Here is a 24,520-nt window from a genome sequence, read left to right on the forward strand (position 1 = left end):
CCCGTCTTTCAAAAATACCGTCCCGCCACACGGAGGGACCCGATCCTGCCTGCGCCGACGCAGGCGGCGCGAAACGGGCCGTTGATTTCCTCCAGATCCAGGAAGACTTCCTTCGGGCGCGTTTCGATCGAGGCGCTGATCCAACCGCGGGCGTGAAGTTCGCCGGCAAAACGCCGGGAGATCGTCCGGCCATTGAGCGACATCTCGGCCATCCAGTAAACGCCGCCTCCGCCGGGTGGCGCGACCCGGTAAAGCCGCGTGCCGCGGATGCCGGTGGGAAGCCGCCGCCAGCCTTCCGGCAAAGGCGCGCGGGCGTGGCTAACATCCGGTCCCTCGGGTTCGGCCGAAGGGGCCGTCTGGGTGCACGGCTCCTTGCCGTCACCATCGCGGTAAGTGTTCATGGTCGGGATCCTCTTGCACGGGGTTGAGGTTCAACCGCCAGACGGCCGGGCCGGGCGGGACAGGAGTCGAAGTTAAAACGGGTTCAAGGAGGCGGGCGGAAATTCACCCAGGACGGAAACAACCGGCGCCAACGCCCAAGCCGCGGATGCCGCGGGAAGCCCCACCATGAGCGAGGCCGGAAGAGGACCCATCCACTGCCTTCAAAGGCAGACTGGGGGAAGGCCCGGCTCTGTTGGTCGCGTTCCCTCCCAAACAGGGACATTCTCAGGGCGCTTTCACTCGTCGGGGCGGAAGAAGAGTTGAGGGCTGAGTGCGCCATCGGACGTGGGTCGTTGAAAGGGTGTTTTATCATGGCTTGCCCACCCCCTCAATGGGGTGCTCACCTACTTTTGATTGCGCTTTAGGTAAAAAAGGACCCGGGTGCGCCAAAGCCCGGACTCGCCTGTGCTGATGCGCGAGTCCACCCCGGACTTGCGCTAATCGGCGCGGATAACCGGGATAGATCCGAACCGCTGGCCTGTGACGATCACCGCGGCAATCCCCGCCACCGCAAGGTGGACTTTTCCCAACGCCCGGCCTACACGGATCGGCATGTGGACCTTATCCGTCGCGTGGTGGGAGCTCATCGTCCGCTCCATCATCGTCTATGGCGTGTTGATTGTCCTGCTGCGCGTCACCGGCAAGCGGCAGGTCGGCCAGCTCGCGCCCTTCGATCTCGTGCTGCTGCTCGTGCTCTCCAATGCCGTGCAGAACGCCATGAACGGCGGCGACAATTCCGTGCTCGGCGGCATCATCTCCGCCGTCACCCTCATCGGCCTGAATTTCGCCGTCGGTTACCTGACCTACCGCAGCAAGCGCATGGAAGCCCTGATCGAGGGCCAGCCCGAGGTGCTGATCCACAACGGCAAGCTTTTCGAGAAAGTCATGGTCCGGGCCCATCTCACCCACCACGAGCTCAACGCCGCCCTGCGCCAGGAAGGCTGCATCTCGGTGAAGGACGTGCACTGCGCCATTCTGGAAAACAACGGGACGATCACCGTGCACCAGCGCCCCGCCGCGTCCGACCCGGCGAAGTAGAATTCCCGCGCGGGCCGTCAGATGCTGGGCCCGGGCAGGGAGACCGCCGCCGGCGGCACATTCAGTTGCAGGTGCCAGCGGGCGAAGGCGAAGAAGATTTTCCAGTCGAGCGGGCTGATGAGGTGCGGGCCGTTGTGATTCACGAAGGCCATCACGCCCTTCCCCACCGGCTGGTCCAAGGCGGGCATCTCGGTCGTGCCGAGATCCTGCTGACCCAGCAGCCGCCACACCGGGCCGGCCGCGACCATCGCCAGGAACATCCCGCGCGGATCCGACCACAGGTCGCCGCTGCCGCCGCTGACGAACACCGGCCGCGGCGCACTGAGCGCGAGCAGCAGGTGCCCCTCGTGGGGCATGTCGTTCCAGTGGCCGATGTATTTCTGCAGGTTGCCGGCGAACTGGTAGCCGTAGTTCGTCGCCATGTCGTCGACCGTCTCGCCAAAATCCCGCCGCGACAGCGCCGCGCCCATTTCGCCGGACTGACTGGAATAGATGAGCGCGAAGCGCGGGTCTGTGGCTCCGGCCCAGAGCACGGTTTTGCCAAGCCGGGAATGGCCGACCAGCGCCACCCGCTTCGCGTCCACCGTGGAATCGGTCTCAAGGTAGTCCATGAGGCGGCTCAGGCCCCAGGTCCAGGCGGCGATGGTGCCCCACTCGTCGGGCGCGGGCTTCGTCTGGCCGGGCGCGAGGGCCAGGCCGATGACGCCGCCCGTATAGCCGTCCTTGTTGTCCGGCTGGATCTCGGAGTAGCGCACAATGCCATACGAGAAGCCGTTGGCGAGCACGTCGGCGACCGGGCCCATGTCGTTGAACCGCCGGGGCGGCGTGGCGCCGGGCGCCACCGGGGCGGGCATCGTTCCGGCCTGCTGGCCGGCCGGTGTTTGTCCGGGCCGGTCGCCCGGCAAAGGCGGCTGGAGCGCAGGATCGCCGCCGAAGGTGATGTGCAGCACCAGCGGCAGCGGGCTCGCGGCCGTGACCGGCCGGTAGAGCATCACGTGCACGGTCGGGCCCTCGGGCTTGTCGCCGAAGTGCATGGTGATGTGCTTGCGCAGCGCGGTGCCGTCCAGCACCGGCACCTCGTCAATCACCTCATAGTGCACCGACGGCGCGGTCGCCGGCACGCGGCCGTAGATTTCCGTCTCGTAGAGCTTGAGGAGTTCCGGGCGGCGCTGGTTGAACCAGGTGGCCGCGTCCCGCACGGGCCGCCCGTCGGCGAGCACGAGCGGGTCGGGCAGCGTGTAGGGCGGCACCTTGTCCTCGTAGTAATTCGTGATGTGCCCCGTCGGCGCGCGCCGGAGCATGCGGCCGTCGGCGTCCTTGAGGGGCGGCGTTGGGGCGGCAAGGAGAGCGGCGCCAACAAGCCAGGCGGCAACAAGGGCTGCGCACAAAGGCCGGACAGGGGTGGTCATGGCCCGGCCAATCAAGCCGCGCCACCTCACGCTCGCAACCGATAAACATCCCGTCGCTTAACGGGAAAACGGTTGTTTGCATCGCCATTCGCGGCCGGATCGCTTTGCTGGAGCCGGTTCGGTCAATCTTGGTCCCTACCCCATGAAATCATTCGCCCGCCTCGGCGTCTTACTCTGCCTTGCCCCCATGCTGGTCGCGCAGACAACTCAACCCTCGGTTCCGGCGAAACTCACCTCCGCGGTCTACGACTGGGAGAAAATGCCGGTCACCCCGACGCCCAAGAGTGTGCGCCGCGATGTCTTCGACGGCAGAACCCACACCGCAGGCCCGGGCTCGGTGTTCTTCCTGGCCACCAACGCCGTCACGCGCCTGCGCAACGCCGGCCCCACTCCCGCCACCTACATCGTCTTCTCCTACCATACCCGCTGACCCCGAAAAGCCGACCCCCGTAGCGGCGGTCTATGACCGCCGAGGCCCCGAACGACGCTCATAGAGCGCCGCTACAGAAACTCTAAAATTCCTCATGTCACTCCGTTCCCGCTTTCTTCTGTTCCTCCTGGCCCTGGCCGCGCTGGCACCCGCGGCACCCGCGGCCGGCGAAGTCAAGCTCACCAAACTCGCCGACCGCGTGCGGGTCGAGATCGATGGCCGGTTGTTCACCGAATACGTCTTCGGTGACGGCGCCACGCGGCCTTACTGCTATCCGATCCTGTCCGCCGACGGCACGCCGCTCACGCGCGATTTCCCGATGAAAGACACACCCGACGAAGAGACCGACCACCCCTGGCACCGCTCCATCACGTTCACCCACTCGATGGTCAACGGCGTCGACTTCTGGAACGAGGGCGCGGGCGACGCCGGCCGGTCCCCGAAGAACAAGGGCCACTCCACGCACGAGAGCTTCGTGGAGATCAGCGACGGCGCCGTCGGCGTCATCACCACGCGCAACCGCTGGACCGCGCCCGACGGCAAACTGATCTGTACCGACGAGCGGACGCTGCGCTTCTCCGCCACCCCCGCCGGGCGTTTCATCGATTTCGAGATCACGGTGCACGCGCGGCCCGGCGAGCCGCTGCTGTTCGGCGACAACAAGGACGGCACGATGGGCTACCGCGTGCCGCTCTGGATGACCCTGCCGCACAAATACAAGAACCAGGTGGTGGCCGGCGTCGGCCACCTCCTCACGAGCACGGGCGCGAGCGACGCCGACGCCTGGGGCAAGCGCGCCGACTGGTGCGACTACTACGCCCCGCACCACGGCAAGACCTACGGCGTGGCGATCTTCGACCACCCGTCGAACCTCCGCCACCCGACGTGGTGGATGGCGCGCGACTACGGCCTGTTCGCCGCGAATCCCTTCGGCCAGCACGACTATGAAAACCTCAAGGACCAGCCGCACATCGGCGACCATACCATCCCCGCCGGCGGCACGCTGACGATGCGCTACCGTTTCTATTTCCACGAGGGCGACCCCACGGCCGCCCGGATCGCCACTCACTACGCCGACTACGCCGCCGGCCGTTGATTCCAATCATTCTCTTACTCATTCTCGTAATCGTTTTCAGCTTTCCCCAACGCAGAGAGAACGAGGAAGATTAGGATTAAGAGAACGACTCCACTTTCACTCTCACTTTTACTTCAGCCATGCACCTCACCCGCCGCGCCTTCCTCAAGACCACCGCCCTCGGCCTCGCTGCCACCGCCTTCTCCGCCCGCTCGTGGGCTCAGGTCGCCGGCACCAGCAGCGACGTCCGCGTTGCCGTCATCGGCCTCAATGGCCGGGGCAAGAACCATCTGGCCAGCCTCGCCAAAGTCCCCGGCGTACGCCTCGTGGCCATCTGCGACGTCGACGTGCTCGTGCTCGCGCGCACCGCCGCCGAGCTCGCGAAGACCGGCCTCACGCCGGAAAAATTCACGGATATCCGCCAGCTGCTGGCCATGGACGGCCTCGACGCCGTCACCATCGCCACGCCGAACCACTGGCACTCGCTCGCGGCCATCTGGGCCTGCCAGGCGGGCAAGGACGTCTACATCGAAAAACCCGTCTCGCACAACATCTGGGAGGGCCGCCAGCTGGTGGCCGCCGCGCACAAATACAACCGCGTCGTGCAGGCCGGCACGCAGATCCGTTCCGGCGAGGGCCTGCAGGAGGCCGTCGCCTGGGTGCGCGCGGGCCACCTCGGCAAGATCACCGCCGCCCGCGGTTTTTGCTACAAGCGCCGCGACAGCATCGGCAAGACCGACCGGCCCACGCCCGTCCCGGCGACCATCAACTACGACCTCTGGTCCGGCCCCGCCCCCGTCATCGAGCCGCACCGCAACTCGAAGAAGAACGGCCCGGTGCACTACGACTGGCACTGGATCTGGACCTACGGCAACGGCGACGTGGGCAACCAGGGCATCCACCAGATGGACGTCGCCCGCTGGTTCCTCGGCGAGCCCGGCTTGCCCCGGCATTCGTTGAGCGTCGGCGGCCGCCTCGGCTACGTCGACGACGGCGAGACGCCCAACACGCAGGTCATCATCCACGACTACGCCACCGCCCCGCTCATCTTCGAGGTGCGCGGCCTGCCGTCCAGGCCCCAGGCGCCCGCCCCGGTCGCCGCCGGGATGAATTCCGCCGACGCGGCGGATGCCGCCGCCGCCACGATGGACAAATATCGCGGCGTCAGCATCGGCAACGTGATCGATTGCGAGGGCGGCAGCATCGTCACCGACAGCTATTTCGAGGCGCGCGCCCTCGACCGCGCCGGCAAACTGGTCCGTGAGTTCAAGGGCCGCGACCGGCACATGGACAACTTCATCGACGTCATCCGCAGCCGGAAGACCGCCGACCTCTACGGCCCGATCGGGGAGGGTCACGTCTCGAGCGCCCTCTGCCATTGCGGCAACATCTCGCACTTGCTGGGCCGCGCCGCGAGCGAGGACAAGATCCGCGACGGCATCAAGGGCGACGCCCCCCTCGCCGAGGCTTACGGCCGCATGGCCGAGCATCTGGCGGTCAATGGCGTGAACCTCGCCAAGAGCCGCCTCACTCTCGGCCAGCCGCTCGCGCTCGACGTGCAGGCCGAGCGTTTCACGGGCTCGGGCTCGTCGGCCGCCAACCGGCTCCTTACGCGCAACTACCGGGCCCCATTCACCGTTCCGCAGCTTGCCTGAGCGTCGCCGCGGCATTCACCGGTTCCCTGCCATGCGTCGTTTAGTTTTTGCCGTCCTGCTTGGTTGCATCCTGGCCGTCCGCGCCGTGGCCGCTCCGCCCGTCCTGGCCGGTCAGCGCGTCCTCGTGCTTGGTGACAGCATCACGCAGGATGGCCGCTATGTCAGCGACCTCGAGTATTACCTGCATGCCGCCGGGAAGGACTGCGACCTCATCAGCATCGGGCTCTCAAGCGAGACGGTGTCCGGCCTGACCGAGGCCTCCTCCCCTTACCCACGACCCTGCATCCTCGAGCGGCTCGACCGCGCCCTCAAGGCCGTCAAGCCGTCGGTGGTGCTCGCCTGCTACGGGATGAACGACGGCATCTACCATCCGTCTTCGCCGGAGCGCCTCGCGGCGTTCACCGACGGCCTGCGCCAGCTCATCGCCACGGTCCGCAATTCCGGCGCCACGCTTGTCCTGCTCACCCCGCCGGTCTTCGACCCGGTGCCGCTCGCCGGCAAGACCGTGCCCGCCACGGCGGCGAAATTCGGCTACGGCAGCACCTTCTACGTCGGCTACGACGATGTGCTGGCGGAATTCGCCCGCGCGGAGGTCGCGCTCAAGGTGGATGGCGTGACCGTCATCGACCTCCACACCCCGATGGCCGCGGCGCTCGCTGCGCGCCGCATATCGGATCCAAAGTTCTTCTTCGCCAAGGACGGCGTCCATCCCGGCGACCTCGGTCACCTCGTGATGGCCCAGGCCATCGCGGCCGGGCTGGGCCTGACGGTGCCGGCGGATCCTGACGCCGAACTCGCCCGGCTCTCGGCCGATCCGGTCTTCGCGCTGGTGCGCGAGCGACGCGAACTGCGCTCCGAAGCCTGGCTGCCCTACGTCGGCTACACTCTCGACACGCCCTTCAAGTCCAACTCGGTCAAGGCCGCCGAGAAGACCGTCGAGCGGCTGCAGCAGCTGATTGAAGCGCCGGTTGGAAAGTAAGGACTACGGTAGCTTGCCCACTTGACCGTCCAGCCAGCGCCAATAGTGGAAGAGGCCGAGTGCGATACCCATCACAAAAATAATGAAGTCGTAGGCGGTGAGAGTGTGCTGGAAAAAGTTCACCGCAAAACGCTCAACCCATGTGAGCAGAAGAAATCCACTGGCAAACGCGAGGCTGATGGCCTTCAGCTTCAGCGAACGCACCCTTTCATCGTCAATATTCTCGGGCAGGAAAAACAATCCGGTCAAACAAAAGGCCAAAACCGTCGAAAATCCGCTCCACGAATTGGCGGAGAAATCATGGCTGGCCAGATAAGCAAACGCCGCGAAAGCAAGGATGACTGCAATACAAGCCCTGAGCGAAAGGCCTAATAATTTTCCTACTCCAGAGATTTTTTGCGTGTTCATGATGAGATGATTCTGAGCGTTGGGTAGTGGGGTATTTGGATCCGAAATTCAGCTTTCGAAGATTTCCTCTACTGGGAGCTTGAACAATCTGCCGATCTTCAGCGCCAGCGGCAGGCTCGGGTCGTATTTCTCCGTCTCGATCGCGTTGATGGTCTGTCGCGACACCGCGAGCCTCTCGGCAAGATCGCCCTGCGACCACTCTCGCGAGGCTCGGAGCTCTGTCAGACGGTTCTTCATCGGGTGACCGATGATGTAAAGCATACTTGTCATATGTCAAGCATGCTTGTCATGTCTGCCGTGCCTTGAAGGTAGGGCGAGTCGTCCACGACTAGCCGCGGCTCATCCGGAGGATTCGCCCTACCCTACAATGTCCGGAGGAACCACGCGACGGTCGCGTCGATCACCTGCGCGGACTGGCCCTTCTCGCCGTCGAACACGTGGAAGATGTGGTCGGCGCCCTCGATGATCAGCTTCTCCTTCGGTTCACCGGGGGCGATTTTCAGGAACACGTCGTCATGCTGCGCGAGCATGTCCTGGGTGCCGCGCACGGTGAGGAATGCGCCAGGGTATTTCGCCAGCGACTTGTCCAGGTCGATGCCGCGGAAGCTCTCGAAAAACTCCTTCCGCAGCGTGACGGTCTTCCAGCCGGCCAGTTCCATCGTGCCTACGCCGGTGTGTCGGGCCTGCTCGAAGGCCGGCTTGAATTCCTCGGTCAACTCAGCGAACTGGTCGCCGCCGGGGCTCGACCACACCGCCATCGTCTTGAACCAGTCCGGGTATTGCGCGCCGGTTTCGATCGCCGTCGAGGCGCCCAGGCTGAAGCCCAGCACGCCGAGCCGGCTGGCGTTCACGCCGCGCTGCTCGGCCAGCCAGGCATAGGCCGCCGCGGTGTCCTCGAGCCGCGTGGCGAAGGTGGACTCGATGTCCGTGCGGCTGGCGTCGCCCTCGCCGCGGAAATTGATGCGCAACGACGCAATGCCCTTGGTCGCCAGCTCCCGCGCCAACCGCTTGAACAGGCCGCCGGCATCGTCCATGTCGGACGCGAAGCCGTGCAGCAGCAGCACCGCGCGACCATCCCAACCTTTGTCCGGTTTCACCCATGCCCCTTTGAGCTCCGGCGTGATCGCGACCGCAGTTTCGGCCGCCCGGACTCCCGGCGCCGCCATTGCCGCGGCGGCCACAACCACGATTGCGCGAAGGATTTTCACGCTCCTTTCATTGCACGCGACGTGCCGACCGGCGAACCATTTTACCGGAAGAATTCTCCGCGGACGCGCCCGGTGCAGCATGTCGCCGAACCCGACGTGCTCAATCCCGTCGTCGAGGGCCTCGGTAACACCAACGGCGCCATGCAAAGCGGCCTCGAGACCATGGCCATGCCCGGCCTGGTCGGCGACCACCCCCAAGGACTTCCCGCCCCAGTCCGAGGACGACCCCAAGGCCAGCGCGGTCCGCGTCGGCGCGGCAGCAATCCGCTCGCGCCTCCGGCCAAGGAGCGTAGACACAAACAACACACCCCGGCGCTGCGCGCCACCCCTCTCAAGAGGGGACCCAAACCAGCGCTGCCTTAAATCCCCTCTTGAGAGGGGTGCCCGGCAGGGCGGGGTGTGTGGATGCACACGCCGTCGCGGCAACAGCCAAGCAGCCGTAAGGCGAAAGCCTTGTCTTGAGGTGGCCCGCGACCTCCGGGTGCCACCTTCAGCTTCCGCTCCGCGCCGCCTCCAGCTCCTCCCAGCGCGCAAACGCCGTGGCGTGTTCCTTTTCCACGGTTTCGAGGCGCTTCTTCACCTCGGCAAACTTCACCGCTTCCTTCTTGTAGAACGCCGGATCGGCGAGCTTGGCCGTGAGTTCGGTCTGCTCCTTCTCGAGCGCCTCGATCTTCAGCGGCAGCGTCTCGAGCTCCTTCTGCTCCTTGCCGGAAAGTTTTTTCTTGGGTGGAACCTGGCCTCCGGACAGGTTTTTACCCGCAACCGGAGCAAGCCCGCCCGGCCTGTCGTCCGTAGCCTTGGCGGAGGATGAAGGCCGGGCGCCACCTTGGAGCAAAGTTGCCCGCGCCGCCATCTTGGCCTTGTCCTGCATCCAGTCGGTGTAGCCACCGGCGTAGTCGCCGAGCTTCCCGTCGCCCTCGAACACCAGCGTGCTCGTGACAACCTCGTCGAGGAATTCGCGATCATGGCTCACGAGCAGCAGCGTGCCCTGGAACTCCACCAGCAGATCCTCCAGCAGATCGAGCGTCTCGGCGTCGAGGTCGTTGGTCGGCTCGTCGAGCACCAGCACGTTGGCCGGCTGGGTGAAGAGCCGCGCCAGCAGCAGGCGGTTGCGCTCGCCGCCGGAGAGCACGCGCGCCGGCGTGCGGGCGCGGGCCGGCTCGAAGAGGAAATCCTGCAGGTAGCTGATGACGGCCCGCGTGCGGCCGTCGATCGTGACGGTCGCGTTACCGTTGGCGATGTTGTCGGCCACGGTCTTGTCATCGTCGATCTGCGCGCGCAGCTGGTCGAAGTAGACGACCTCGAGGTTGGTGCCGTGCTTGATGCTGCCGCTGGTCGGCGCGAGCTGGCCGAGCAGGAGCTTGATCAGGGTCGTCTTGCCCGCGCCGTTGGGGCCGAGAATGCCGATCTTCTCGCCGCGGCGGATGACGGTGGAAAAGTCGCGGATGACGGTCTTCCCGTCGGCCCACGCGTAGGAGACGTTCTCGGCCTCGATGACCTTCACGCCGCTGCGCTCGGCCTCGGCGAGCTTGATGGTGGCCGTGCCGGTGCGGTCGCGGCGGGCGCGGGCCTCGACGCGCATGGCCTTGAGAGCGTTGATGCGGGCCGTGGCGCGCGAACGCTGGGCCTTCACGCCGCGACGGATCCACTCCTCCTCCTGCGCCAGCTTCTTGTCGAACAGCGCGCGCTGCCGTTCCTCGGCCTCGAGGACCTCCTGCTTGCGCCCGAGGTAGGTGTCGTAGTCACAGGCCCAGCCGGCCAGCCGGCCGCGGTCGAGCTCGACGATGCGGGTGGAGATGCGGCGCAGGAAGGCGCGGTCGTGCGTGACGAAGAACAACGTGGGCTTGGTCTCCAGCAGGAATTCCTCCAGCCAGAGGATCGACTCGAGGTCGAGATGGTTGGTCGGCTCGTCGAGCAACAGCAGGTCGGGCTGGCCGGCGAGGGCGCGGGCCAGCAGCGCGCGGCGCTTGAGGCCGCCGGAAAGTGCGGAGAACTCCTGGGTGGGCGGCAGGCGGATGGCGGTGATCAGGTCCTCCACGCGGACGTCGCGCTCCCATTCCTCCTCGTGGTGGTCGTCGTTGGACCGCAGGCCGCCGTAAACGATGTCGTGCACCGTGCCGGCGAGGTCGGCCGGGACCTCCTGGTTCAACCGGCGGTAGACCGACCCGGACGGGCGGAAGACGTCGCCCGTGTCGGGCTTCATCTCGCCGGCGATGACCTTCATGAGGGTGGACTTGCCTGCGCCGTTGCGCCCGAGCAGGCAGACGCGCTCGCCCGGATCGATCTGGAAGTTGATCTTTTCCAAGATCGCCGGGCCCCCGAAGTGGAGGCTGACGTCGAGCAGGTTGAGCAAAGAGGCCAAGGGAACGGGCGAACCTACGTGCCGACCCGACCGGTGCAATCCAAAGCGCGGAAGATTTTTAACCACTAATCTCCACTAATGAGGCACTAATCCAAACAACGGAACCAGAGCCTCTTGGTGTTGGCTGAACCTGCCTTTCCAGTCCGATGATTAGTGAGCAATTAGTGTGGATTAGTGGTTAAACAGAACTCCGGTTGACTCTACCGCCCGGCTCCCTGCACTCTGCGCCCCGTGACGACGACCGCCCAACCTCCTTTCCACCAGACTCTGCGCTGGCTGAGCACCCATGCCCGGTTCCCGGCCCAGCGCCTGCCGGACAAGGCGGAGCTGCTGGTGCTGATCGCCACCGCCGCAGCCACCGAGGAAAGCAACGCCGCGGGCAAACCGGCCAACGCGACCCTGATCAAGAACAAGACCTTTGCCGCCCAGATGCGCAGCTATACGGCCCAGCGCCGCCGCGCCCACATCACCTGCGACAACAGCGCCAAGACGTGATCTTCAGGTGGAACCCGGCCTCCGGACGGGTTTGGTTGCGAGCGCCCTGAAGCCCGGCACCGGCCCGGCGCGCCTACGACCCCTACCCCGACGACGGCACGAAGCGGCCGCCCACACCCAAGTCCTGAGTGGGTGGCTTTAAGAATCCCAGGCGTTTTTTAACCCAGAGGTCCCAGAGTTCACGGCGCATAAATTCGATCTCTGTGTGCTCTGTGTCCTCTGTGTTTAAAAAATCGCCTATTTCTTATCCACGCTGAACTTCCCTGCGCCGGCCGCGAACAGCACCAGGTAGCCGCCAAAATACAGCCAGGCCAGCTCCCCCTTCGCCAAGGCCGCGCCATTCACCACAAAGAAGGCCACGCCCATGTTGAACGCGAGCACGGCCGCCGCGAGGCGCGTGAACAACCCGAGCGCGATCAGCACCGAGCAGCCCACCTCGGCAAAGATGACGAGCAGGAAGCTCGGCGTCTGGCCGATGTGCAGCGGATCCAGGAAGGAAATCTTGCCGGAGAACAGACTCATGAGCTTGCCCCAGCCGTGCAGCCAGATCATCGAGACGCCGAGCAGGAGCCGGAGCACGAGCAGGCCGAAATCCGGGCTGTTCGCGATGAATTCGAGGCGGAGGAGTTTTTGCATGGGAATGACCGCCAGTGTGCAGGACTTTGGACAAGCTGCAATACGGAGAACCGGGGTGGCACCACTAATCCACACTCATTTTGCCCTAATGATCGAACCGCCCGATGCACCGGCCTGCTTGAATTAGTGAGGCATTAGTGGCCATTAGTGGTGCCCCGGTTCGGGTGTTTGTCTTTCCGCATCCCGTGGCTAGCCTCCCCGCATGCCTGTCAAAAATCCGCCCATCGCCGCCGGGACCCGCATCGGCCACGTCCACCTGAAGGTCGCCGACCTCCAGCGCGCCCTCGACTTCTACGTCGGCGTGCTCGGTTTCCAGCTCATGCAGCAATACGGCACCGAGGCGGCGTTCATCTCCGCGGGCGGCTATCACCACCACCTCGGGCTCAACACCTGGGAAAGCCGCGGCGGCACGCCGCCGCCCCCGGGCCACACCGGGCTGTTTCACACCGCCATCCTCTACCCGACCCGCGCCGCGCTCGCCGACGCCCTGCGCCGGCTCATCGCCGCGAAAATCCCGCTCGACGGCGCCTCCGACCACGGCGTGAGCGAGGCGCTCTACCTCCGCGATCCCGACCAGAACGGCGTCGAACTCTACTGGGACCGGCTGCAGGAGAAATGGCCGCGCGATGCGAAGGGCGGCCTCGCCATGACCACCGCCCGGCTGGACCTGAACAACCTGCTCGCAGAGCGCTGAGGGTGGAGCGCGTTGACCCCAACGCGCTTTAGGACGGCCCCACGCGGAAAGCGTGCTGAGGTCACACGCTCCACCCTGACACACTCCGGGCTGGCGCCCGCGCCGGCCACCGCCAAGCTCGCCGGCCATGCACCCCAGCCCGACGCGTGAAGCCGCGCGCCTGAGCGATTTGTCGCCCCTGCAGTGGAAATCCGGCATCGCCGCCTGGCTGGGCTGGCTCTTCGACGGCCTCGAGCTGCACCTCTACACGCTCGTGGCCACGCCGCTGGTCATCCAGCTCCTGCACACCGCCGGCACCGATCCCGCGGTGCAGGAGAAGAGCGCCTACATCCAGGCCGCCTTCCTGGTCGGCTGGGCGGTGGGCGGCGCGTTCTTCGGCCGGCTGGGCGACAAGCTCGGCCGCAGCCGGGCGCTGGCGCTGACCGTGCTGACCTACGCCCTTTGCACCGGGCTGTGCGCCTTTTCGCAAACGTGGTGGCAGCTGATGCTTTTCCGTTTCATCGCCGCGCTCGGCATCGGCGGCGAATGGGCCGTGGGCGCGTGCCTGCTGACCGAGACCTGGCCGCGGGCGTGGCGGCCGTGGCTCGCCGCAATGCTGCAGACGGGCGTGAACCTCGGCATCATCCTCGGCGCCGTGCTCGTGGGCCTGCTCTCGCTCATCCTGCCGCCCAACTCCGAACGCTGGGTGTTCCTGCTGGGCGTCATCCCCGCGTTGCTCGTTTTCTGGATCCGCCGCCATGTGCCCGAGCCCGAGGCCTGGGCGCAGGCGGAGCACCAGGCCGCGGCCAAGCCGGGCGTGCGTGAACTCTTCCGCGGAACCATCCTCGCGACGACGCTGCGCACCGCGACGGTCTGCGCGCTCGGCCTTTCCGGCTGGTGGCTCTTCCTGTTCTGGCAGTCACAGCATTTGCGAAAGCTGCTGGGCGACACCGGCCGGCCGGCCGGCGAGATCCTGCGGATCGTCTCGCTGTCCTTCCTGCTGGTCAACGTGACGTCCATCGTCGGCAATTTCTTCGGCGGCTGGCTGGCGCGGTGGCTCGGCAACCCGCGGGCCATCCTGCTGCTCTTCCTCGGCCTCGGCGCCAGCATCGTCGGGGCGTTCATCGTGCCGCGCCCGCCCGATGCGCTGGCGTGGTTCTGGTGCCCGCTGGTCGGATTGTTCGCCGGGGTGTTCGGCCTGTTCACCATGTACCTGCCGCCGCTGTTCCCCGTGCTGCTGCGCACGACGGGAACGGGCTTCTGCTACAACATCGGGCGCATCGCCGCGGCCGCCGCCTCGGTGATCTTCGGTTGGCTGGCGCCGGTCGGCGATTTCCGCACGGCGCTGCTGGCGTCGAGCCTGCTACTCTTCGGGGCCGCGGTCGCGTCGTGGTGGCTGCCGACGAACATCGCGGAGGATTAGGGAGTGTTTTCAAACCCGGTTTGTCATCCTGAGCGGAGCGAAGGATCCACGGCAACGAAGGCCATATCGCGAGCGAACGCATGGATTCTTCACTTCGTTCAGAATGACAGGAAACGGGTATTTGTTGGGTTTGAAAACACTCCCTAATCCGTGTCCTTGTAGGAGCCTGTTTACAGGCGATTAAAATTTTCGTCTGCGAACATCAGGTCGCTTGTAAACAAGCTCCTACAGGTCGAACCATTCGGTCAAATCTTAGTTCAGCCCCAGCTCGGCGAGCGGCGGCACCGAGTGCAGCTCGCCGCCCCCGAAGCGCTTGAGCAGCGTGTCCGCCGCGCGCTGCAGCAATTCGCGGCGCCGGGCGAAGACTTCATCCGGTTCGTCCGGCCCCTCGATCAGGATAAAGCTGACCAGCGTGCGGCGCGTGGAAAGGGCGACCACACGGATCGGCGTCAGGCGGAACCGCTCGGGCGACGACCCGGCACGGAAGTCGATCACGCCGGTGCCGGCGCTCGTCTCCATGTCCACGACCTGCTCGCCCTCGGCGGTCAGGGCCCACCAGCGGCCGCGCTGGAGCATGAGGCGCTCGCACCAGCCGCCGGTCCACTTGGGCAGGTTCTCGATGTCGGCCAGGAAGTTGAAAACGGTATCGCGCGAGGCGGACACGGTGATGGTCAGGGGATGGATGTTCATGGGAATTGGATCAGGTCACCACGAAACACACGAAATACACCAAAGGGGAAATGAGCCGGCCGTATCGAGCTCCAGTCTCCGTCTTCCTGATCTTCGTTTCGTATGTTTCGTGTATTTCGTGGTTAACCACTCAGGCCTTCGGTTTGCGGTGGTGGATGATCAGCTGGTTGCCGTCGGGATCGAGGATGGCGGCATAGTGGCAGGGCGGGAACTCCATCGGCTCGACGGCGAACTTCACCGCTGCCGCCTTGAAGGCCGCGATCGCCGCGGGAAAATCGGCCACCTCCAGCGCGACCGCCGGGCCGTTGGCCGACGGCTTCCACCGGTCGCCGGAGCCGTTGGTGATGGCGAGGCAGGCGTCGCCGAACTCGTATTCGATCCAGCCCTTGCCGTCGCCCTCCCAGGCGGTGGCGGGCTTGAGGCCCAGCAGTGTTTCGTAGAACGCGCGGGAGCGGGCGAGGTCGGTGATGGGATAGGCGGTGAAGGCGAAGGTGGTGACTTTGATCATGGTGGCCGGGCGGGTTGGAGTGAAGGGGGCTACTTGACGGTGCGCGGATCGAACGACGGGTTGTCGATCAGGCCGATGATGTTGCCGAAAGGATCGAGCACGGAGGCGACCGTGATGCCGCCGCCGACATTCTTCGGCTCCTCGTGGACCGTGGCGCCGTGCGCGAAGAAGTGCGCGCAGGCCGCGCCGACATCCGCCACGCCCCAGTAGGCCGTCACTCCGCCCGGCGGCCGGTGCACGGGCGCATCGGGCACGAGGCCGAGTTCGAAACCGCCGAGGTTGAAGCCGACATAGAACGGTTCGTCGAAATACGGCGCGACGCCGGACACCTCGGCATACCAGGCCTTGGCGCGGGCCAGGTCGGGCGCGGGATAAAGGACGGTGCGGAGACCTTGGAGCATGGGCATGGGGAGCGGGAGTTATTTGGTTTCCTTGGGCAGTGGCAGCGAGGCCTGACCAAAAGCATATTTCCAGCCGGCCGCCGTGCGCACATAGGTGTCGCTGAACCACAGTTTGTAATCGAACGCCTTGCCGTCCCTGGCGGTGCCCTTGATCCAGAGCAACGCGGTCACGACGGCGGTGTCGCCCCAGACGCGGACGGTCTGCGTGCCCGGCTCCTCGTCCTGCTGCTCGTAGCTCCGCTCCCGGTTCTGCGCGGCCTTGACGTGGTCGTCCTTCGTGAAGACCGCGCCGCGGCCCGTGACCAGGATCATGTCGTCGGCCTGGATCCGGCCGATCGTGGCGGCATCGTTGCGCTTCACGGCGGCTTGGAACTCCGTGTCGAGCGCGGCGACGGTTTTCGCGTCATCGACCGCCGCGCCCGAGCCGGTGGCCGGCATCATGGCCAGGGTAAGGCCGGCGGTCAGGAGGCCCAGCACGGGGGTGGAACGCACGGAGGGGGAGTTAAGCATGCCCCACTCTACCAGACGCTCCTGACAGCCCTATGTCAGGAGCGTCAAGATGGGGTTAATCCGCGTGTAAACGCGCGATTTTTGCAGCTTCCGCGCACACCAGCGTGCGGAGCTTGGCCGGGGCCAGCGCCTCGGCGCGGTCGCCAAACGACAACAGCCACCGCGCCATCCATTCCAGCGACCAAGCATAGAGCGCAAATTCGGCGCCGCCATCGCGCGCCTTCTCCTCGATCAGAGTGGCGAAGCTTTCGCGCTGCGCCCGTTCCTGCGCCGAGCGATGGAACCACACGCGCACCGGCAGGGTTTTCTCCCGGGCGGCGGACTGCTCCATGTGCTCCTTGAACGAAAAACCGTCGCGGAGTTCGAATTTCTCGGGCGACAGCTCGAGCCGCCGGATGCGGTCGATGCGGAAATGCCGGTAGTCCGTCCGCAGCCGGCACCACGCCACCAGATACCACGCGCCGCCGTAGAAGACCACGCCCAGCGGCTCAACGTCGCGCGCCGTCTCCTCGGTGCGCTCGCGCCCCTGGTAGCACATCCGCAGCACGCGCCGCAGCACCACGCCCTGCTGCACCGGCAGCAGCCAGCGCTGGCCCGCCGCCTCGGGGGCGTTCCGCCGGGAGGACTGGCCGTAGACCACCGTGCGCGCCACCAGCCGCTCGACATGGTCCTGCCGGTCGCGCGGCAGCACGGCGCGGAGCTTGTCGAGGGCCGACATCATCGGCGCCTGCAACGAGGCGTCGGTGAACTGTTTCACCAGTTCGCCGCCGACGAACAGCGACACGGCCTCCTCGGCCGTGAACATCACCGGCGGCAGCTGGTAGCCTTTCATCAGGCTGTAGCCCACGCCGGCTTCGCCGGAGATCGGCACGCCCGCCTCGCCCAGCGCGGCGATGTCGCGGTAGACCGTGCGCTCCGTGATCTCGAAGTGCTGTGCCAGTTCCATGGCGCGCACGACGCGCCGCCCCTGCAGGAACAGCACCATCGCGACGAGCCGGTCGGTCCGATTCATGCCCGCCAGCACAAGGGAGCCGGCGGCGCGCGACAATCTTCTTCCGCGCCGGCGGCCCGCGGGGCTTTTTGTCTGGAAAGTCTCCCCCGGGGCCGGCATGAGATGATGGTTAAACCATGGCCGACCAAACACGCCCGGGCGGTGCCGTCTTCCTGTCCTACGCCCGCGAGGATGCCGAGGCCGCCCGGCGCATCGCCGAGGCTCTCCGCGCCTTCGGTGTGGAGGTCTGGTTCGACCTAAGCGAACTGCGCGGCGGCGACGCGTGGGACCAGAAGATCCGCCGCCAGATCAAGGAGTGCGCGCTGTTCATCCCGCTTATTTCCTCCCACTCCCAGGCTCGCGAAGAGGGCTATTTCCGGCGTGAATGGAAACTGGCGGTGGATCGCACCCACGACATGGCGGAGAACCGCGCCTTCATCGTCCCCGTTATCATCGACGCCACCCGGGAATCCGACGCCAACGTGCCCGACCAGTTTCTCAAGGCGCACTGCACCCGGCTGGCCAACGGCGAACCCACGCCGCAGTTTGTCGAGCAGGTGAAGCGGCTGCTCCAGGCGCCACGTTCCGCCGAAGCGGGCACCCCGTCTGCTGCGCCGCGCGCGGTGCAAATGGCGAGCGCGCCCGCCCGGTCCGGTGTCTCCCCTTTGACCATCGCGCTCGGCGTGGTCGTCCTCGCGCTCGTCGCCTTCGTCTTCCTGCGGCCCGCGGCCAAGCCCGAGCCGGTCCCGCCGCCCGCGGCTCCGGCCTCTGCCGTCGCAGTCAAGCCGCCGGAACCATCGACCGCCCCGGCCTTCGCACCCGACGCAAAATCCATCGCCGTGCTGCCTTTCGTCAACATGAGCACGGACGCCGACCAGGGATTCTTCGCCGACGGGCTCGCCGAGGAACTGCTGAACCTGCTCGCCAAGATCCCCGCGTTGCAGGTGACCTCGCGCAGCTCGGCGTTTTCCTACAAGGGCAAGGACTTCAAGCTCGCCCAGGTGGCGCGGGAGCTCAACGTCGCGCACATCCTCGAGGGCTCCGTGCGCAAGTCCGGCAACCGGCTGCGCATCACGGCCCAGCTGATCGACGCCCGAACCGACACCCACCTCTGGTCGGAAACCTACGACCGTTCGCTGGACGACATCTTCGCCGTGCAGGACGAGATCGCCGCCGCGGTGGCCGGGCAACTCAAGCTCACACTCCTCGGCGAAGCGCCCAAGACCAAGGCCGCCAATCCCAAGGCCTACGCCCTGTTCCTGCAGGCCCGCCAACTGAGCCACCAGCTGACGCGCGAGGGCCTTCAGCAGGCCGTCGCGCTCTACCAGCAGGCGTTGGCCATCGACCTCAACCTGGTCGCCGCCTGGAACGGGCTGGCTGAATGTTACATGGTGCAGGCCGATTTCGGGCAGCGCTCCAACGAGGAGGGTTACCGTCTGGCCCGCGAGGCCGCGCAAAAGGCCATTGCCCTCGATCCGAACTCGGCGGGGGGGTATGCGCTCCTCGGCATCAACCTTGCCGCCTACGGCGATCTGCCGGCGGCCGCGGCCTCCTTTGCCCACGCGCTGGCCTTGGAGCCGGCCAATACCGACATCATAACGGTCGCCATGAAATTTGCCCGGGGCCTCGGCCGCTACGAACAGATCATCGCCCTCGGGGAATATGTCGTCGCCCACGATCCGCTGAACACCCTGGCGCATGCCACGCTCGGGGGCGCCTACATCCGCGCGGGACGTTACGACGATGGCATGGCTTCGATGGAAACCGCCCTGCGTCTGGCACCGGGCCGGAGCCTGGCCTACTATACTATCGCCATTACCCAGGTGCAGAAGGGAGATCCCCAGGCGGCGCTGGCCGCCATCCAGAAGGAACCCGGCGGATCGTGGCGCTTGGATGGCTCGGCGATCATCTATTACGCGCTCGGCCGGAAGGCCGAATCCGACGCGGCGCTGGCCGAACTGATCAAGAACTACGAAAAGGAGGCCGCCTGGAACATCGCCTACGTGTATGCTTTCCGCGGCGAGGCGGATCGTGCCTTCGAGTGGCTGGAGAAGGCGATCGTCTACCGCGACCCCGGACTGAGCCTGACCGCGGTGCAGCCGCAGTTCGCCAACCTCCGCTCGGACCCGCGCTGGCTGCCGTTCCTGCGCCGGATCGGCGTCGCCCCGGAGCAACTGGCCGCGATCAAGTTCGACGTCAAGCTGCCGGCGAAGTGAGGAGCCGCGACTCCTCTGGAGCGTTCGCGCGGGGCTGCGCCCGGGCTTTAGGTTGCGCCGCCCCCGCCCCGAGGTAGGCTGCGGGCCCTTGTGAATTCCGCCGTTCCCGCCCCCGTTTCCCCGGCCTCCGGCACGCCGGTCTTTCACGTGCGCGGCTTGACCAAGGTCTACGGCACCGGCACCGCCGAGGTGCGGGCCCTGGCGGGCGTCGACCTCGACCTCCACCCCGGCGAACTCGTCGTGCTGCTCGGGCCCTCCGGCTCCGGCAAGACCACGCTGCTCAACCAGCTCGGCGGCCTCGACATCCCGACGGCCGGCGAGTTGCGTTACCGCGACATGGACCTGACCCACGCCAACGAGGAGCAGCTCACCCGTTACCGGCGCGAGTCGGTCGGCTTCGTCTTCCAGTTCTACAACCTCATCCCCAGCCTGACCGCCCGCGAGAACGTCGGCCTCATCACCGAGATCGCCTCGAACCCGCTGGCGCCCGAGACCGCCCTCGGCTTGGTCGGGCTGACGCCGCGCCTGGACCACTTCCCCGCCCAGCTGTCCGGCGGCGAACAGCAGCGCGTGGCCATCGCCCGCGCCATCGCCAAGCGCCCCGAGGTGCTGCTGTGCGACGAACCCACCGGCGCGCTCGACGTGAAGACCGGCATCGTCGTGCTCGAGGCCATCCAGCGCGCCAACCGCGAGCTCGGCACGCTCACCGTCATCATCACCCACAACGCCGTCATGGCCGACATGGCCGACCGGGTGATTTATTTTTCCGACGGACGTGTGCAACAAGAACGAAGAAATGCCACCCGCGCAGCCCCCTCCACCCTGCGCTGGTGAATCACCCAAGTAAGAAGGTAAAAGGAAGATTTAAGAAACCCAACCCGCCAGAGCCCGACACCTTCTTCATTCTTCCTTCGTAATTCTTACCTTTTCAGATGATCGCCCACCTCGACCGCAAGCTCCTCCGCGACCTGGCGCGCCTCAAGGGCCAGGCCGCCGCGGTGTCGCTGGTCATGGCCTGCGGCCTCGCCATGCTCATCATGGCCCGCAGCCTCATCCACTCCCTGGAGTCGACGCGCGCCGAGTATTACCAGACCAACCACTTCGCCGAGATCTTCGCCTCGCTGAAGCGCGCGCCCAATGACCTTGGCGCCCGTCTCGCCGCCGTGCCCGGCGTCGCCACTGTGCAGACCGACCTCGCGCTGCCGGTCACGCTTGACCTGCCCGGCGTGGCCGAGCCCGCCAGCGGCCTCGTGCGCTCGCTGCCGGACTTCGGCGCGCCCGAGCTGAACCGCCTCTTCCTCCGCCGCGGCCGCTGGCTCAGCTCCGGCGCCCGCGACGAGGTGCTCGTCGGCGAGGCCTTCGCCTCGGCCAACGGCCTCAACCCCGGCGACACGCTCGCCATGCTCCTGCGCGGCCGGCGTGAGGTGTTCCATGTCGCGGGCATCGTTCTCTCGCCCGAATACATCTTCGAGTCGCGGCCGGGCGCCGCCCTGCCCGACAGCCGCACCTACGGCATCTTCTGGATGCCCTACAAGGAGGTCGCCACCGCGGGCGACCTCTACGGTGCGTTCAACCATGTCTCGCTCACGCTCGCGCCGGGCGCGAACGAGCCGGAGGTGATCGCCGGGATCGACCGCCTCCTGCGCCCCTACGGCGGGCTCGGTGCCTACGGCCGCAAGGACCACCCGTCGCACATCCGCGTATCCGACGAGATCCGCGTGCTGACCATCCTCTCCGTCGGCTTCCCCAGCATCTTCCTGAGCGTGGCCGCGTTCATGACCAACGCCGTGCTCTCGCGGCTGCTCGCCCTGCAGCGCGAGCAGATCGCCATCCTCAAGGCCTTCGGCTTCACCAACCGCGCGATCGTCGTCCACTACCTGAAGTTCGCGTTCGTGATGGTCGCGGCCGGCGTGATCTTCGGCCTGCTCGGCGGCATCGCGCTCGGGCACAAGCTGGTGGTCATGTATGAGCTGTTCTTTCGCTTTCCCGACCTGGCCTTCCGGCTCGACGGCCACGCGGTGGCCATCGCCCTCGGCGTCGGGCTCGGCGCCGTCACGCTGGGCGTCTTCAGCTCTGTCCGGCAGGCCGCGAAGCTCCCGCCCGCCGAGGCCATGCGGCCCGAGCCGCCGGCCAGCTTCCGGCCGGCGTTCATTGAGCGCACCGCCCTGCGCCGCCTCCTCTCGCACTCCTTCCGCATCGCCGTCCGCAACCTCGAGCGCCGGCCGGTCCAGGCGCTGTTCACCGTCGCCGGTCTGGCGCTGGCCACCGCGCTGCTGATCCTGCCCAACACCTTCAAGGCCGGCATCGCCGACATCCTCGACTTCAAGTGGGACGTCAACCAGCGGCAGGATCTCAACCTCAGTCTGATCGAACCGTCGTCGGCGCGGCTCGCGCACGAGCTGGCCCAGCTGCCGGGCGTCACCAGCCTCGAGCCGGCGCGCTTCGCGGCGGTCCGCATCCACTTCCAGGGCCGCAGCCGCCAGATCGCGCTGCGCAGCCTGATTCCCGGCGCGATGCACAGTCGCGCGGTTGACGACCGGCAGCGCGAGATCCCGCCGCCGACCGACGGCCTGATCGTCTCGGCCAAGCTCGCCGAGGTCCTCGGCGCGAAGCCGGGCGACCTGCTGGTCATCGAAGCGCTCGAGGGCCGGCGGCCGGTCATGACCGTGCCGCTGGTCGGCCTCGCGGAGGATTTCACGGGCATCGCCGCCTACATGGAGCTGCACGCCATCAACCGCTTCCTCGGTGAGGGCGACGTCATCACCGGCGCCAGCCTCGGGCTCGACATGTCCAGGCGCGCGGAGTTTCTGGTCGCCCTGAAGGGGATCCCGCGCGTCAGCACCGTCGCGATCAAAGAGACCATGCGGAAAAGCTTCCGCGAGACCACCGCCCAGATGATGGGGCTCATCCAGAGCATTTACCTGATGTTCTCCGTCGTCGTCGCGTTCGGCGTCATCTACAACAATGCCCGTATCTCGCTGGCCGAGCGGGCGCGCGAGCTGGCCACGCTCCGGGTCGTCGGCATGACGCAACGCGAGGTCGGCGCCATCATCGTGATCGAGCTGGTCATTCTCGCCGCCCTCGCCGTGCCGCTCGGCCTCGCGCTCGGCACGGGCTTTGCCACCGTGATTGTCACGTCCGTCAACACCGAGACGGTGCGCCTGCCGCTGGTCTTCACCAGTTACACCTATTCCTTCGCGGTCGTGGTCGTCACCACGGCGTCCATCCTCTCCGCCCTGGTGGTCCTGCGCAAACTCAAGCAACTGGACCTCATCGCCACGCTCAAGGCGCCGGAGTGATCCAGACCGAAGAGCACCACTAATTGACACTAATGAACACTAATTTTGCAGAACCGGAATTAACCACGGATGGCACGGATGAACACGGATGGAAACATCCCGATCATTTTACAGGAGGTCGCGGAGGAAGCGGAGCTTCCGATCTCCTGCCTTTTCTCTGCGTGCTCCTGTGAAAACCCGCCTTGGCCTTTATCCGTGTTCATCCGTCCAATCCGTGGTCCAAAAGCCTTCTCAGAATTAGTGTCCCATTAGTGTGCATTAGTGGTTAAAAATCTTCTGCCGTATGAATCAGTCTCCTTCTCCCACCCGTCGGCTCCGCTGGCTGCCTTATGTCCTCGGCGTCGGGCTGGTCGTCGCCCTCGGCTTCGGCCTGCGCCCGCGTCCCGCCCCGGTCGAGACCGCGCTCGCCACGTCCGGCCCGCTGCGCGCCACCGTCAGCGAGGAGGGCAAGACGCGCATCAAGCAGCGCTACGTCGTGTCCTCGCCGGTCACCGGCCAGCTGCGCCGCGTGCCCTTCAAGCCCGGTGCCGCGATCGCCGCCGGCGATGTCGTCGCCGTCATCGAACCGATGGCCGCCTCGCCGCTCGACCCCCGCAGCCGCGCCCTGGCCGAGGCGCGCCGCGATTCCGCCGTCGCCGCGCTGGAGCAGACCCGCGCGGCCCACGCCCTGGCCATCAACGACCTCAAGCGGGCCCAGGCCATGTTCGACACCGGCACGCTGGCGCCGCAGGATCTCGATGCGGCCAAGATCCGCGAGACGGTCGCCGCCCGCGAGGTCGTCGCGGCCGAGGGCGCGTTGCGCGCCGCCGAGACCGAGCTGGCCGTCAACAATCCGGCCGCCGCCCCGGCGCTGGTCGAGGTGCGGGCACCCGTCGCCGGCCGGGTGCTGCATGTCTTCCAGGAGAGCGAACGCCCGGTCACCGCCGGCACACCGTTGCTGGACGCGGGCGACCCGGCCGACCTCGAGGTCGTCATCGAGCTGCTCTCCCGCGACGGCGCCGCCCTGGCGCCCGGCGCCCGCGTGGCGCTGGAGCAATGGGGCGGCCCGAAGCCGCTCGACGCCCGCGTGCGGCTGGTCGAGCCCGCGGCCTTCACCAAGATCTCCGCCCTCGGCGTCGAGGAACAGCGCGTCAACGTCGTGGCCGACATCATCACGCCGTTGACCGAGCGCCCGACGCTGGGCGACAACTTCCGCGTCGAGGCCCGCGTCATCGTCTGGGAAAGCGAACAGGTGCTGAAGGTGCCGGTGTCGGCGCTCTTCCGCCGGGGCGGCGAATCCGCCGCCTATGTCGTGCGCGGCGGCCGGGCCGTGCTCGTGCCGGTCGAGGCCGGACGCTCCAGCGGCTCCGAGGTGCAGGTGCTCAAGGGCCTCACCGCCGGCGACGAGGTCATCCTCTACCCCGGCGACCGCGTGTCCGACGGCCAACGGGTGCAGCCGGTGAAGATTTAGCCCATCTTATCATGAAAACCTACGTCGCTGTCACCGGTCTGCTGTTCGTGCTGTTGGTCGTCGCGCATGTCCTGCGCATTTTCTCGGAAGGAATTCACGTCGCCGGGAATCCGTGGTTTCTTTTCACGACGGTTCTGTCGGTGGGCCTCTGCGGCTGGTCCTGGCGCATGTGGCGGCAGCTGTCGCGAAAGTAGGTGGCTTCGCCGCTCCGGGTTTGCCAAGC

General features: G+C 66.6%; 25 protein-coding genes. 13 read left to right on the forward strand and 12 right to left on the reverse strand.

The window, feature by feature from the left end; all coding sequences use genetic code 11:
* Positions 1 to 8 precede the first annotated feature (8 nt).
* Positions 9 to 401 (reverse strand): hypothetical protein, encoded by a 393-nt coding sequence (locus tag BLU29_RS03730; RefSeq protein WP_091055252.1) that lies wholly within the window; start codon positions 399 to 401, stop codon positions 9 to 11.
* Positions 402 to 993: 592 nt separating this feature from the next.
* On the opposite strand from BLU29_RS03730, the gene BLU29_RS03735 reads away from it, so the two are divergent.
* Positions 994 to 1,479, forward strand: coding sequence for a YetF domain-containing protein (locus BLU29_RS03735; RefSeq protein WP_091055253.1), 486 nt, complete (start codon positions 994 to 996; stop codon positions 1,477 to 1,479).
* Positions 1,480 to 1,496: 17 nt separating this feature from the next.
* Here BLU29_RS03735 and BLU29_RS03740 read toward each other — a convergent pair whose 3' ends face one another.
* Positions 1,497 to 2,888, reverse strand: a complete 1,392-nt coding sequence (locus BLU29_RS03740) for an acetylxylan esterase (RefSeq protein ID WP_157693607.1) — start codon at positions 2,886 to 2,888, stop codon at positions 1,497 to 1,499.
* 142 nt (positions 2,889 to 3,030) lie between these two features.
* Here BLU29_RS03740 and BLU29_RS03745 point away from each other — a divergent pair, with 142 nt between their 5' ends.
* From BLU29_RS03745 to BLU29_RS03760, 4 genes are all read left to right on the forward strand, one after another.
* Positions 3,031 to 3,318 carry a hypothetical protein gene (locus tag BLU29_RS03745; protein ID WP_091055256.1) on the forward strand — a complete coding sequence of 96 codons (288 nt, stop codon included), beginning with the start codon at positions 3,031 to 3,033 and terminating at the stop codon, positions 3,316 to 3,318.
* 94 nt (positions 3,319 to 3,412) lie between these two features.
* Positions 3,413 to 4,414, forward strand: coding sequence for a PmoA family protein (locus BLU29_RS03750; RefSeq protein WP_091055258.1), 1,002 nt, complete (start codon positions 3,413 to 3,415; stop codon positions 4,412 to 4,414).
* Between the two features lie 119 nt (positions 4,415 to 4,533).
* On the forward strand, positions 4,534 to 6,048 hold the full coding sequence (locus BLU29_RS03755; protein ID WP_091055259.1) for a Gfo/Idh/MocA family oxidoreductase: 1,515 nt from the start codon (positions 4,534 to 4,536) through the stop codon (positions 6,046 to 6,048).
* 31 nt (positions 6,049 to 6,079) lie between these two features.
* Positions 6,080 to 7,027 (forward strand): SGNH/GDSL hydrolase family protein, encoded by a 948-nt coding sequence (locus tag BLU29_RS03760; RefSeq protein ID WP_091055261.1) that lies wholly within the window; start codon positions 6,080 to 6,082, stop codon positions 7,025 to 7,027.
* A 3-nt stretch (positions 7,028 to 7,030) separates the two neighbouring features.
* On the opposite strand, the gene BLU29_RS03765 is transcribed toward BLU29_RS03760, so the two are convergent.
* The 4 genes from BLU29_RS03765 to BLU29_RS03780 all read right to left on the reverse strand — a co-directional run bounded on the left by BLU29_RS03765 (position 7,031) and on the right by BLU29_RS03780 (position 11,005).
* Complete coding sequence (locus BLU29_RS03765; RefSeq protein WP_091055263.1) at positions 7,031 to 7,435, reverse strand: hypothetical protein; 405 nt, start codon at positions 7,433 to 7,435, stop codon at positions 7,031 to 7,033.
* Positions 7,436 to 7,483: 48 nt separating this feature from the next.
* Positions 7,484 to 7,672 (reverse strand): helix-turn-helix transcriptional regulator, encoded by a 189-nt coding sequence (locus BLU29_RS03770; RefSeq protein ID WP_091060881.1) that lies wholly within the window; start codon positions 7,670 to 7,672, stop codon positions 7,484 to 7,486.
* 125 nt (positions 7,673 to 7,797) lie between these two features.
* A complete protein-coding gene (locus BLU29_RS03775) occupies positions 7,798 to 8,940 on the reverse strand; it encodes an alpha/beta fold hydrolase (protein ID WP_157693608.1) in 1,143 nt (380 codons plus the stop codon).
* Between the two features lie 193 nt (positions 8,941 to 9,133).
* The gene (locus BLU29_RS03780) at positions 9,134 to 11,005 is read right to left on the reverse strand and encodes an ATP-binding cassette domain-containing protein (protein WP_091055266.1); all 1,872 of its coding nucleotides are present in this window, start codon (positions 11,003 to 11,005) and stop codon (positions 9,134 to 9,136) included.
* A 231-nt stretch (positions 11,006 to 11,236) separates the two neighbouring features.
* On the opposite strand from BLU29_RS03780, the gene BLU29_RS03785 reads away from it, so the two are divergent.
* A complete protein-coding gene (locus BLU29_RS03785) occupies positions 11,237 to 11,500 on the forward strand; it encodes a hypothetical protein (protein ID WP_091055267.1) in 264 nt (87 codons plus the stop codon).
* A 237-nt stretch (positions 11,501 to 11,737) separates the two neighbouring features.
* Here the strand turns inward: BLU29_RS03785 and BLU29_RS03790 are convergent, their stop codons facing one another.
* Entirely contained in the window at positions 11,738 to 12,136 is a 399-nt protein-coding gene (locus BLU29_RS03790; protein WP_091055269.1) for a DoxX family protein, read from the reverse strand.
* Between the two features lie 202 nt (positions 12,137 to 12,338).
* Here BLU29_RS03790 and BLU29_RS03795 point away from each other — a divergent pair, with 202 nt between their 5' ends.
* On the forward strand, positions 12,339 to 12,830 hold the full coding sequence (locus BLU29_RS03795) for a VOC family protein (RefSeq protein WP_091055270.1): 492 nt from the start codon (positions 12,339 to 12,341) through the stop codon (positions 12,828 to 12,830).
* 127 nt (positions 12,831 to 12,957) lie between these two features.
* Entirely contained in the window at positions 12,958 to 14,232 is a 1,275-nt protein-coding gene (locus tag BLU29_RS03800) for an MFS transporter (protein ID WP_091055272.1), read from the forward strand.
* Positions 14,233 to 14,484: 252 nt separating this feature from the next.
* Here the strand turns inward: BLU29_RS03800 and BLU29_RS03805 are convergent, their stop codons facing one another.
* The 5 genes from BLU29_RS03805 to BLU29_RS03825 all read right to left on the reverse strand — a co-directional run bounded on the left by BLU29_RS03805 (position 14,485) and on the right by BLU29_RS03825 (position 17,353).
* A complete protein-coding gene (locus BLU29_RS03805) occupies positions 14,485 to 14,922 on the reverse strand; it encodes an SRPBCC family protein (protein WP_091055274.1) in 438 nt (145 codons plus the stop codon).
* A 130-nt stretch (positions 14,923 to 15,052) separates the two neighbouring features.
* Positions 15,053 to 15,430: a VOC family protein gene (locus BLU29_RS03810; RefSeq protein ID WP_091055276.1), complete on the reverse strand. Its 378-nt coding sequence runs from the start codon at positions 15,428 to 15,430 to the stop codon at positions 15,053 to 15,055.
* Between the two features lie 29 nt (positions 15,431 to 15,459).
* Positions 15,460 to 15,831: a VOC family protein gene (locus tag BLU29_RS03815; RefSeq protein WP_091060884.1), complete on the reverse strand. Its 372-nt coding sequence runs from the start codon at positions 15,829 to 15,831 to the stop codon at positions 15,460 to 15,462.
* 18 nt (positions 15,832 to 15,849) lie between these two features.
* Entirely contained in the window at positions 15,850 to 16,341 is a 492-nt protein-coding gene (locus BLU29_RS03820; protein WP_091055278.1) for a nuclear transport factor 2 family protein, read from the reverse strand.
* A gap of 55 nt (positions 16,342 to 16,396) precedes the next feature.
* The gene (locus BLU29_RS03825) at positions 16,397 to 17,353 is read right to left on the reverse strand and encodes a YafY family protein (protein WP_172830200.1); all 957 of its coding nucleotides are present in this window, start codon (positions 17,351 to 17,353) and stop codon (positions 16,397 to 16,399) included.
* A 116-nt stretch (positions 17,354 to 17,469) separates the two neighbouring features.
* Here BLU29_RS03825 and BLU29_RS03830 point away from each other — a divergent pair, with 116 nt between their 5' ends.
* The 5 genes from BLU29_RS03830 to BLU29_RS03850 all read left to right on the forward strand — a co-directional run bounded on the left by BLU29_RS03830 (position 17,470) and on the right by BLU29_RS03850 (position 24,491).
* Positions 17,470 to 19,548 (forward strand): TIR domain-containing protein, encoded by a 2,079-nt coding sequence (locus BLU29_RS03830; protein ID WP_091055281.1) that lies wholly within the window; start codon positions 17,470 to 17,472, stop codon positions 19,546 to 19,548.
* A gap of 90 nt (positions 19,549 to 19,638) precedes the next feature.
* The gene (locus BLU29_RS03835; RefSeq protein ID WP_091055283.1) at positions 19,639 to 20,382 is read left to right on the forward strand and encodes an ABC transporter ATP-binding protein; all 744 of its coding nucleotides are present in this window, start codon (positions 19,639 to 19,641) and stop codon (positions 20,380 to 20,382) included.
* A 98-nt stretch (positions 20,383 to 20,480) separates the two neighbouring features.
* The gene (locus BLU29_RS03840) at positions 20,481 to 22,847 is read left to right on the forward strand and encodes an ABC transporter permease (RefSeq protein WP_091055284.1); all 2,367 of its coding nucleotides are present in this window, start codon (positions 20,481 to 20,483) and stop codon (positions 22,845 to 22,847) included.
* A 283-nt stretch (positions 22,848 to 23,130) separates the two neighbouring features.
* On the forward strand, positions 23,131 to 24,297 hold the full coding sequence (locus BLU29_RS03845; protein ID WP_091055286.1) for an efflux RND transporter periplasmic adaptor subunit: 1,167 nt from the start codon (positions 23,131 to 23,133) through the stop codon (positions 24,295 to 24,297).
* Positions 24,298 to 24,308: 11 nt separating this feature from the next.
* Positions 24,309 to 24,491 carry a hypothetical protein gene (locus BLU29_RS03850; RefSeq protein ID WP_091055288.1) on the forward strand — a complete coding sequence of 61 codons (183 nt, stop codon included), beginning with the start codon at positions 24,309 to 24,311 and terminating at the stop codon, positions 24,489 to 24,491.
* The last annotated feature ends 29 nt before the right edge of the window (positions 24,492 to 24,520 follow it).

This window comes from Opitutus sp. GAS368, from assembly GCF_900104925.1.
Classification (GTDB): domain Bacteria; phylum Verrucomicrobiota; class Verrucomicrobiia; order Opitutales; family Opitutaceae; genus Lacunisphaera.

Excerpts from the sequence above, each read along its gene's own strand:
- BLU29_RS03755 (WP_091055259.1), top strand. The coding sequence starts at position 4,534 with ATGCACCTCACCCGCCGCGCCTTCCTCAAGACCACCGCCCTCGGCCTC.
- BLU29_RS03820 (WP_091055278.1), bottom strand. The coding sequence starts at position 16,341 with ATGCTTAACTCCCCCTCCGTGCGTTCCACCCCCGTGCTGGGCCTCCTG.
- BLU29_RS03810 (WP_091055276.1), bottom strand. The coding sequence starts at position 15,430 with ATGATCAAAGTCACCACCTTCGCCTTCACCGCCTATCCCATCACCGAC.
- BLU29_RS03830 (WP_091055281.1), top strand. The coding sequence starts at position 17,470 with ATGGCCGACCAAACACGCCCGGGCGGTGCCGTCTTCCTGTCCTACGCC.
- BLU29_RS03730 (WP_091055252.1), bottom strand. The coding sequence starts at position 401 with ATGAACACTTACCGCGATGGTGACGGCAAGGAGCCGTGCACCCAGACG.
- BLU29_RS03800 (WP_091055272.1), top strand. The coding sequence starts at position 12,958 with ATGCACCCCAGCCCGACGCGTGAAGCCGCGCGCCTGAGCGATTTGTCG.
- BLU29_RS03765 (WP_091055263.1), bottom strand. The coding sequence starts at position 7,435 with ATGAACACGCAAAAAATCTCTGGAGTAGGAAAATTATTAGGCCTTTCG.
- BLU29_RS03750 (WP_091055258.1), top strand. The coding sequence starts at position 3,413 with ATGTCACTCCGTTCCCGCTTTCTTCTGTTCCTCCTGGCCCTGGCCGCG.
- BLU29_RS03770 (WP_091060881.1), bottom strand. The coding sequence starts at position 7,672 with ATGAAGAACCGTCTGACAGAGCTCCGAGCCTCGCGAGAGTGGTCGCAG.
- BLU29_RS03840 (WP_091055284.1), top strand. The coding sequence starts at position 20,481 with ATGATCGCCCACCTCGACCGCAAGCTCCTCCGCGACCTGGCGCGCCTC.
- BLU29_RS03850 (WP_091055288.1), top strand. The coding sequence starts at position 24,309 with ATGAAAACCTACGTCGCTGTCACCGGTCTGCTGTTCGTGCTGTTGGTC.
- BLU29_RS03735 (WP_091055253.1), top strand. The coding sequence starts at position 994 with ATGTGGACCTTATCCGTCGCGTGGTGGGAGCTCATCGTCCGCTCCATC.
- BLU29_RS03805 (WP_091055274.1), bottom strand. The coding sequence starts at position 14,922 with ATGAACATCCATCCCCTGACCATCACCGTGTCCGCCTCGCGCGATACC.
- BLU29_RS03795 (WP_091055270.1), top strand. The coding sequence starts at position 12,339 with ATGCCTGTCAAAAATCCGCCCATCGCCGCCGGGACCCGCATCGGCCAC.
- BLU29_RS03745 (WP_091055256.1), top strand. The coding sequence starts at position 3,031 with ATGAAATCATTCGCCCGCCTCGGCGTCTTACTCTGCCTTGCCCCCATG.
- BLU29_RS03845 (WP_091055286.1), top strand. The coding sequence starts at position 23,131 with ATGAATCAGTCTCCTTCTCCCACCCGTCGGCTCCGCTGGCTGCCTTAT.
- BLU29_RS03740 (WP_157693607.1), bottom strand. The coding sequence starts at position 2,888 with ATGACCACCCCTGTCCGGCCTTTGTGCGCAGCCCTTGTTGCCGCCTGG.
- BLU29_RS03825 (WP_172830200.1), bottom strand. The coding sequence starts at position 17,353 with ATGAATCGGACCGACCGGCTCGTCGCGATGGTGCTGTTCCTGCAGGGG.
- BLU29_RS03815 (WP_091060884.1), bottom strand. The coding sequence starts at position 15,831 with ATGCTCCAAGGTCTCCGCACCGTCCTTTATCCCGCGCCCGACCTGGCC.
- BLU29_RS03760 (WP_091055261.1), top strand. The coding sequence starts at position 6,080 with ATGCGTCGTTTAGTTTTTGCCGTCCTGCTTGGTTGCATCCTGGCCGTC.
- BLU29_RS03790 (WP_091055269.1), bottom strand. The coding sequence starts at position 12,136 with ATGCAAAAACTCCTCCGCCTCGAATTCATCGCGAACAGCCCGGATTTC.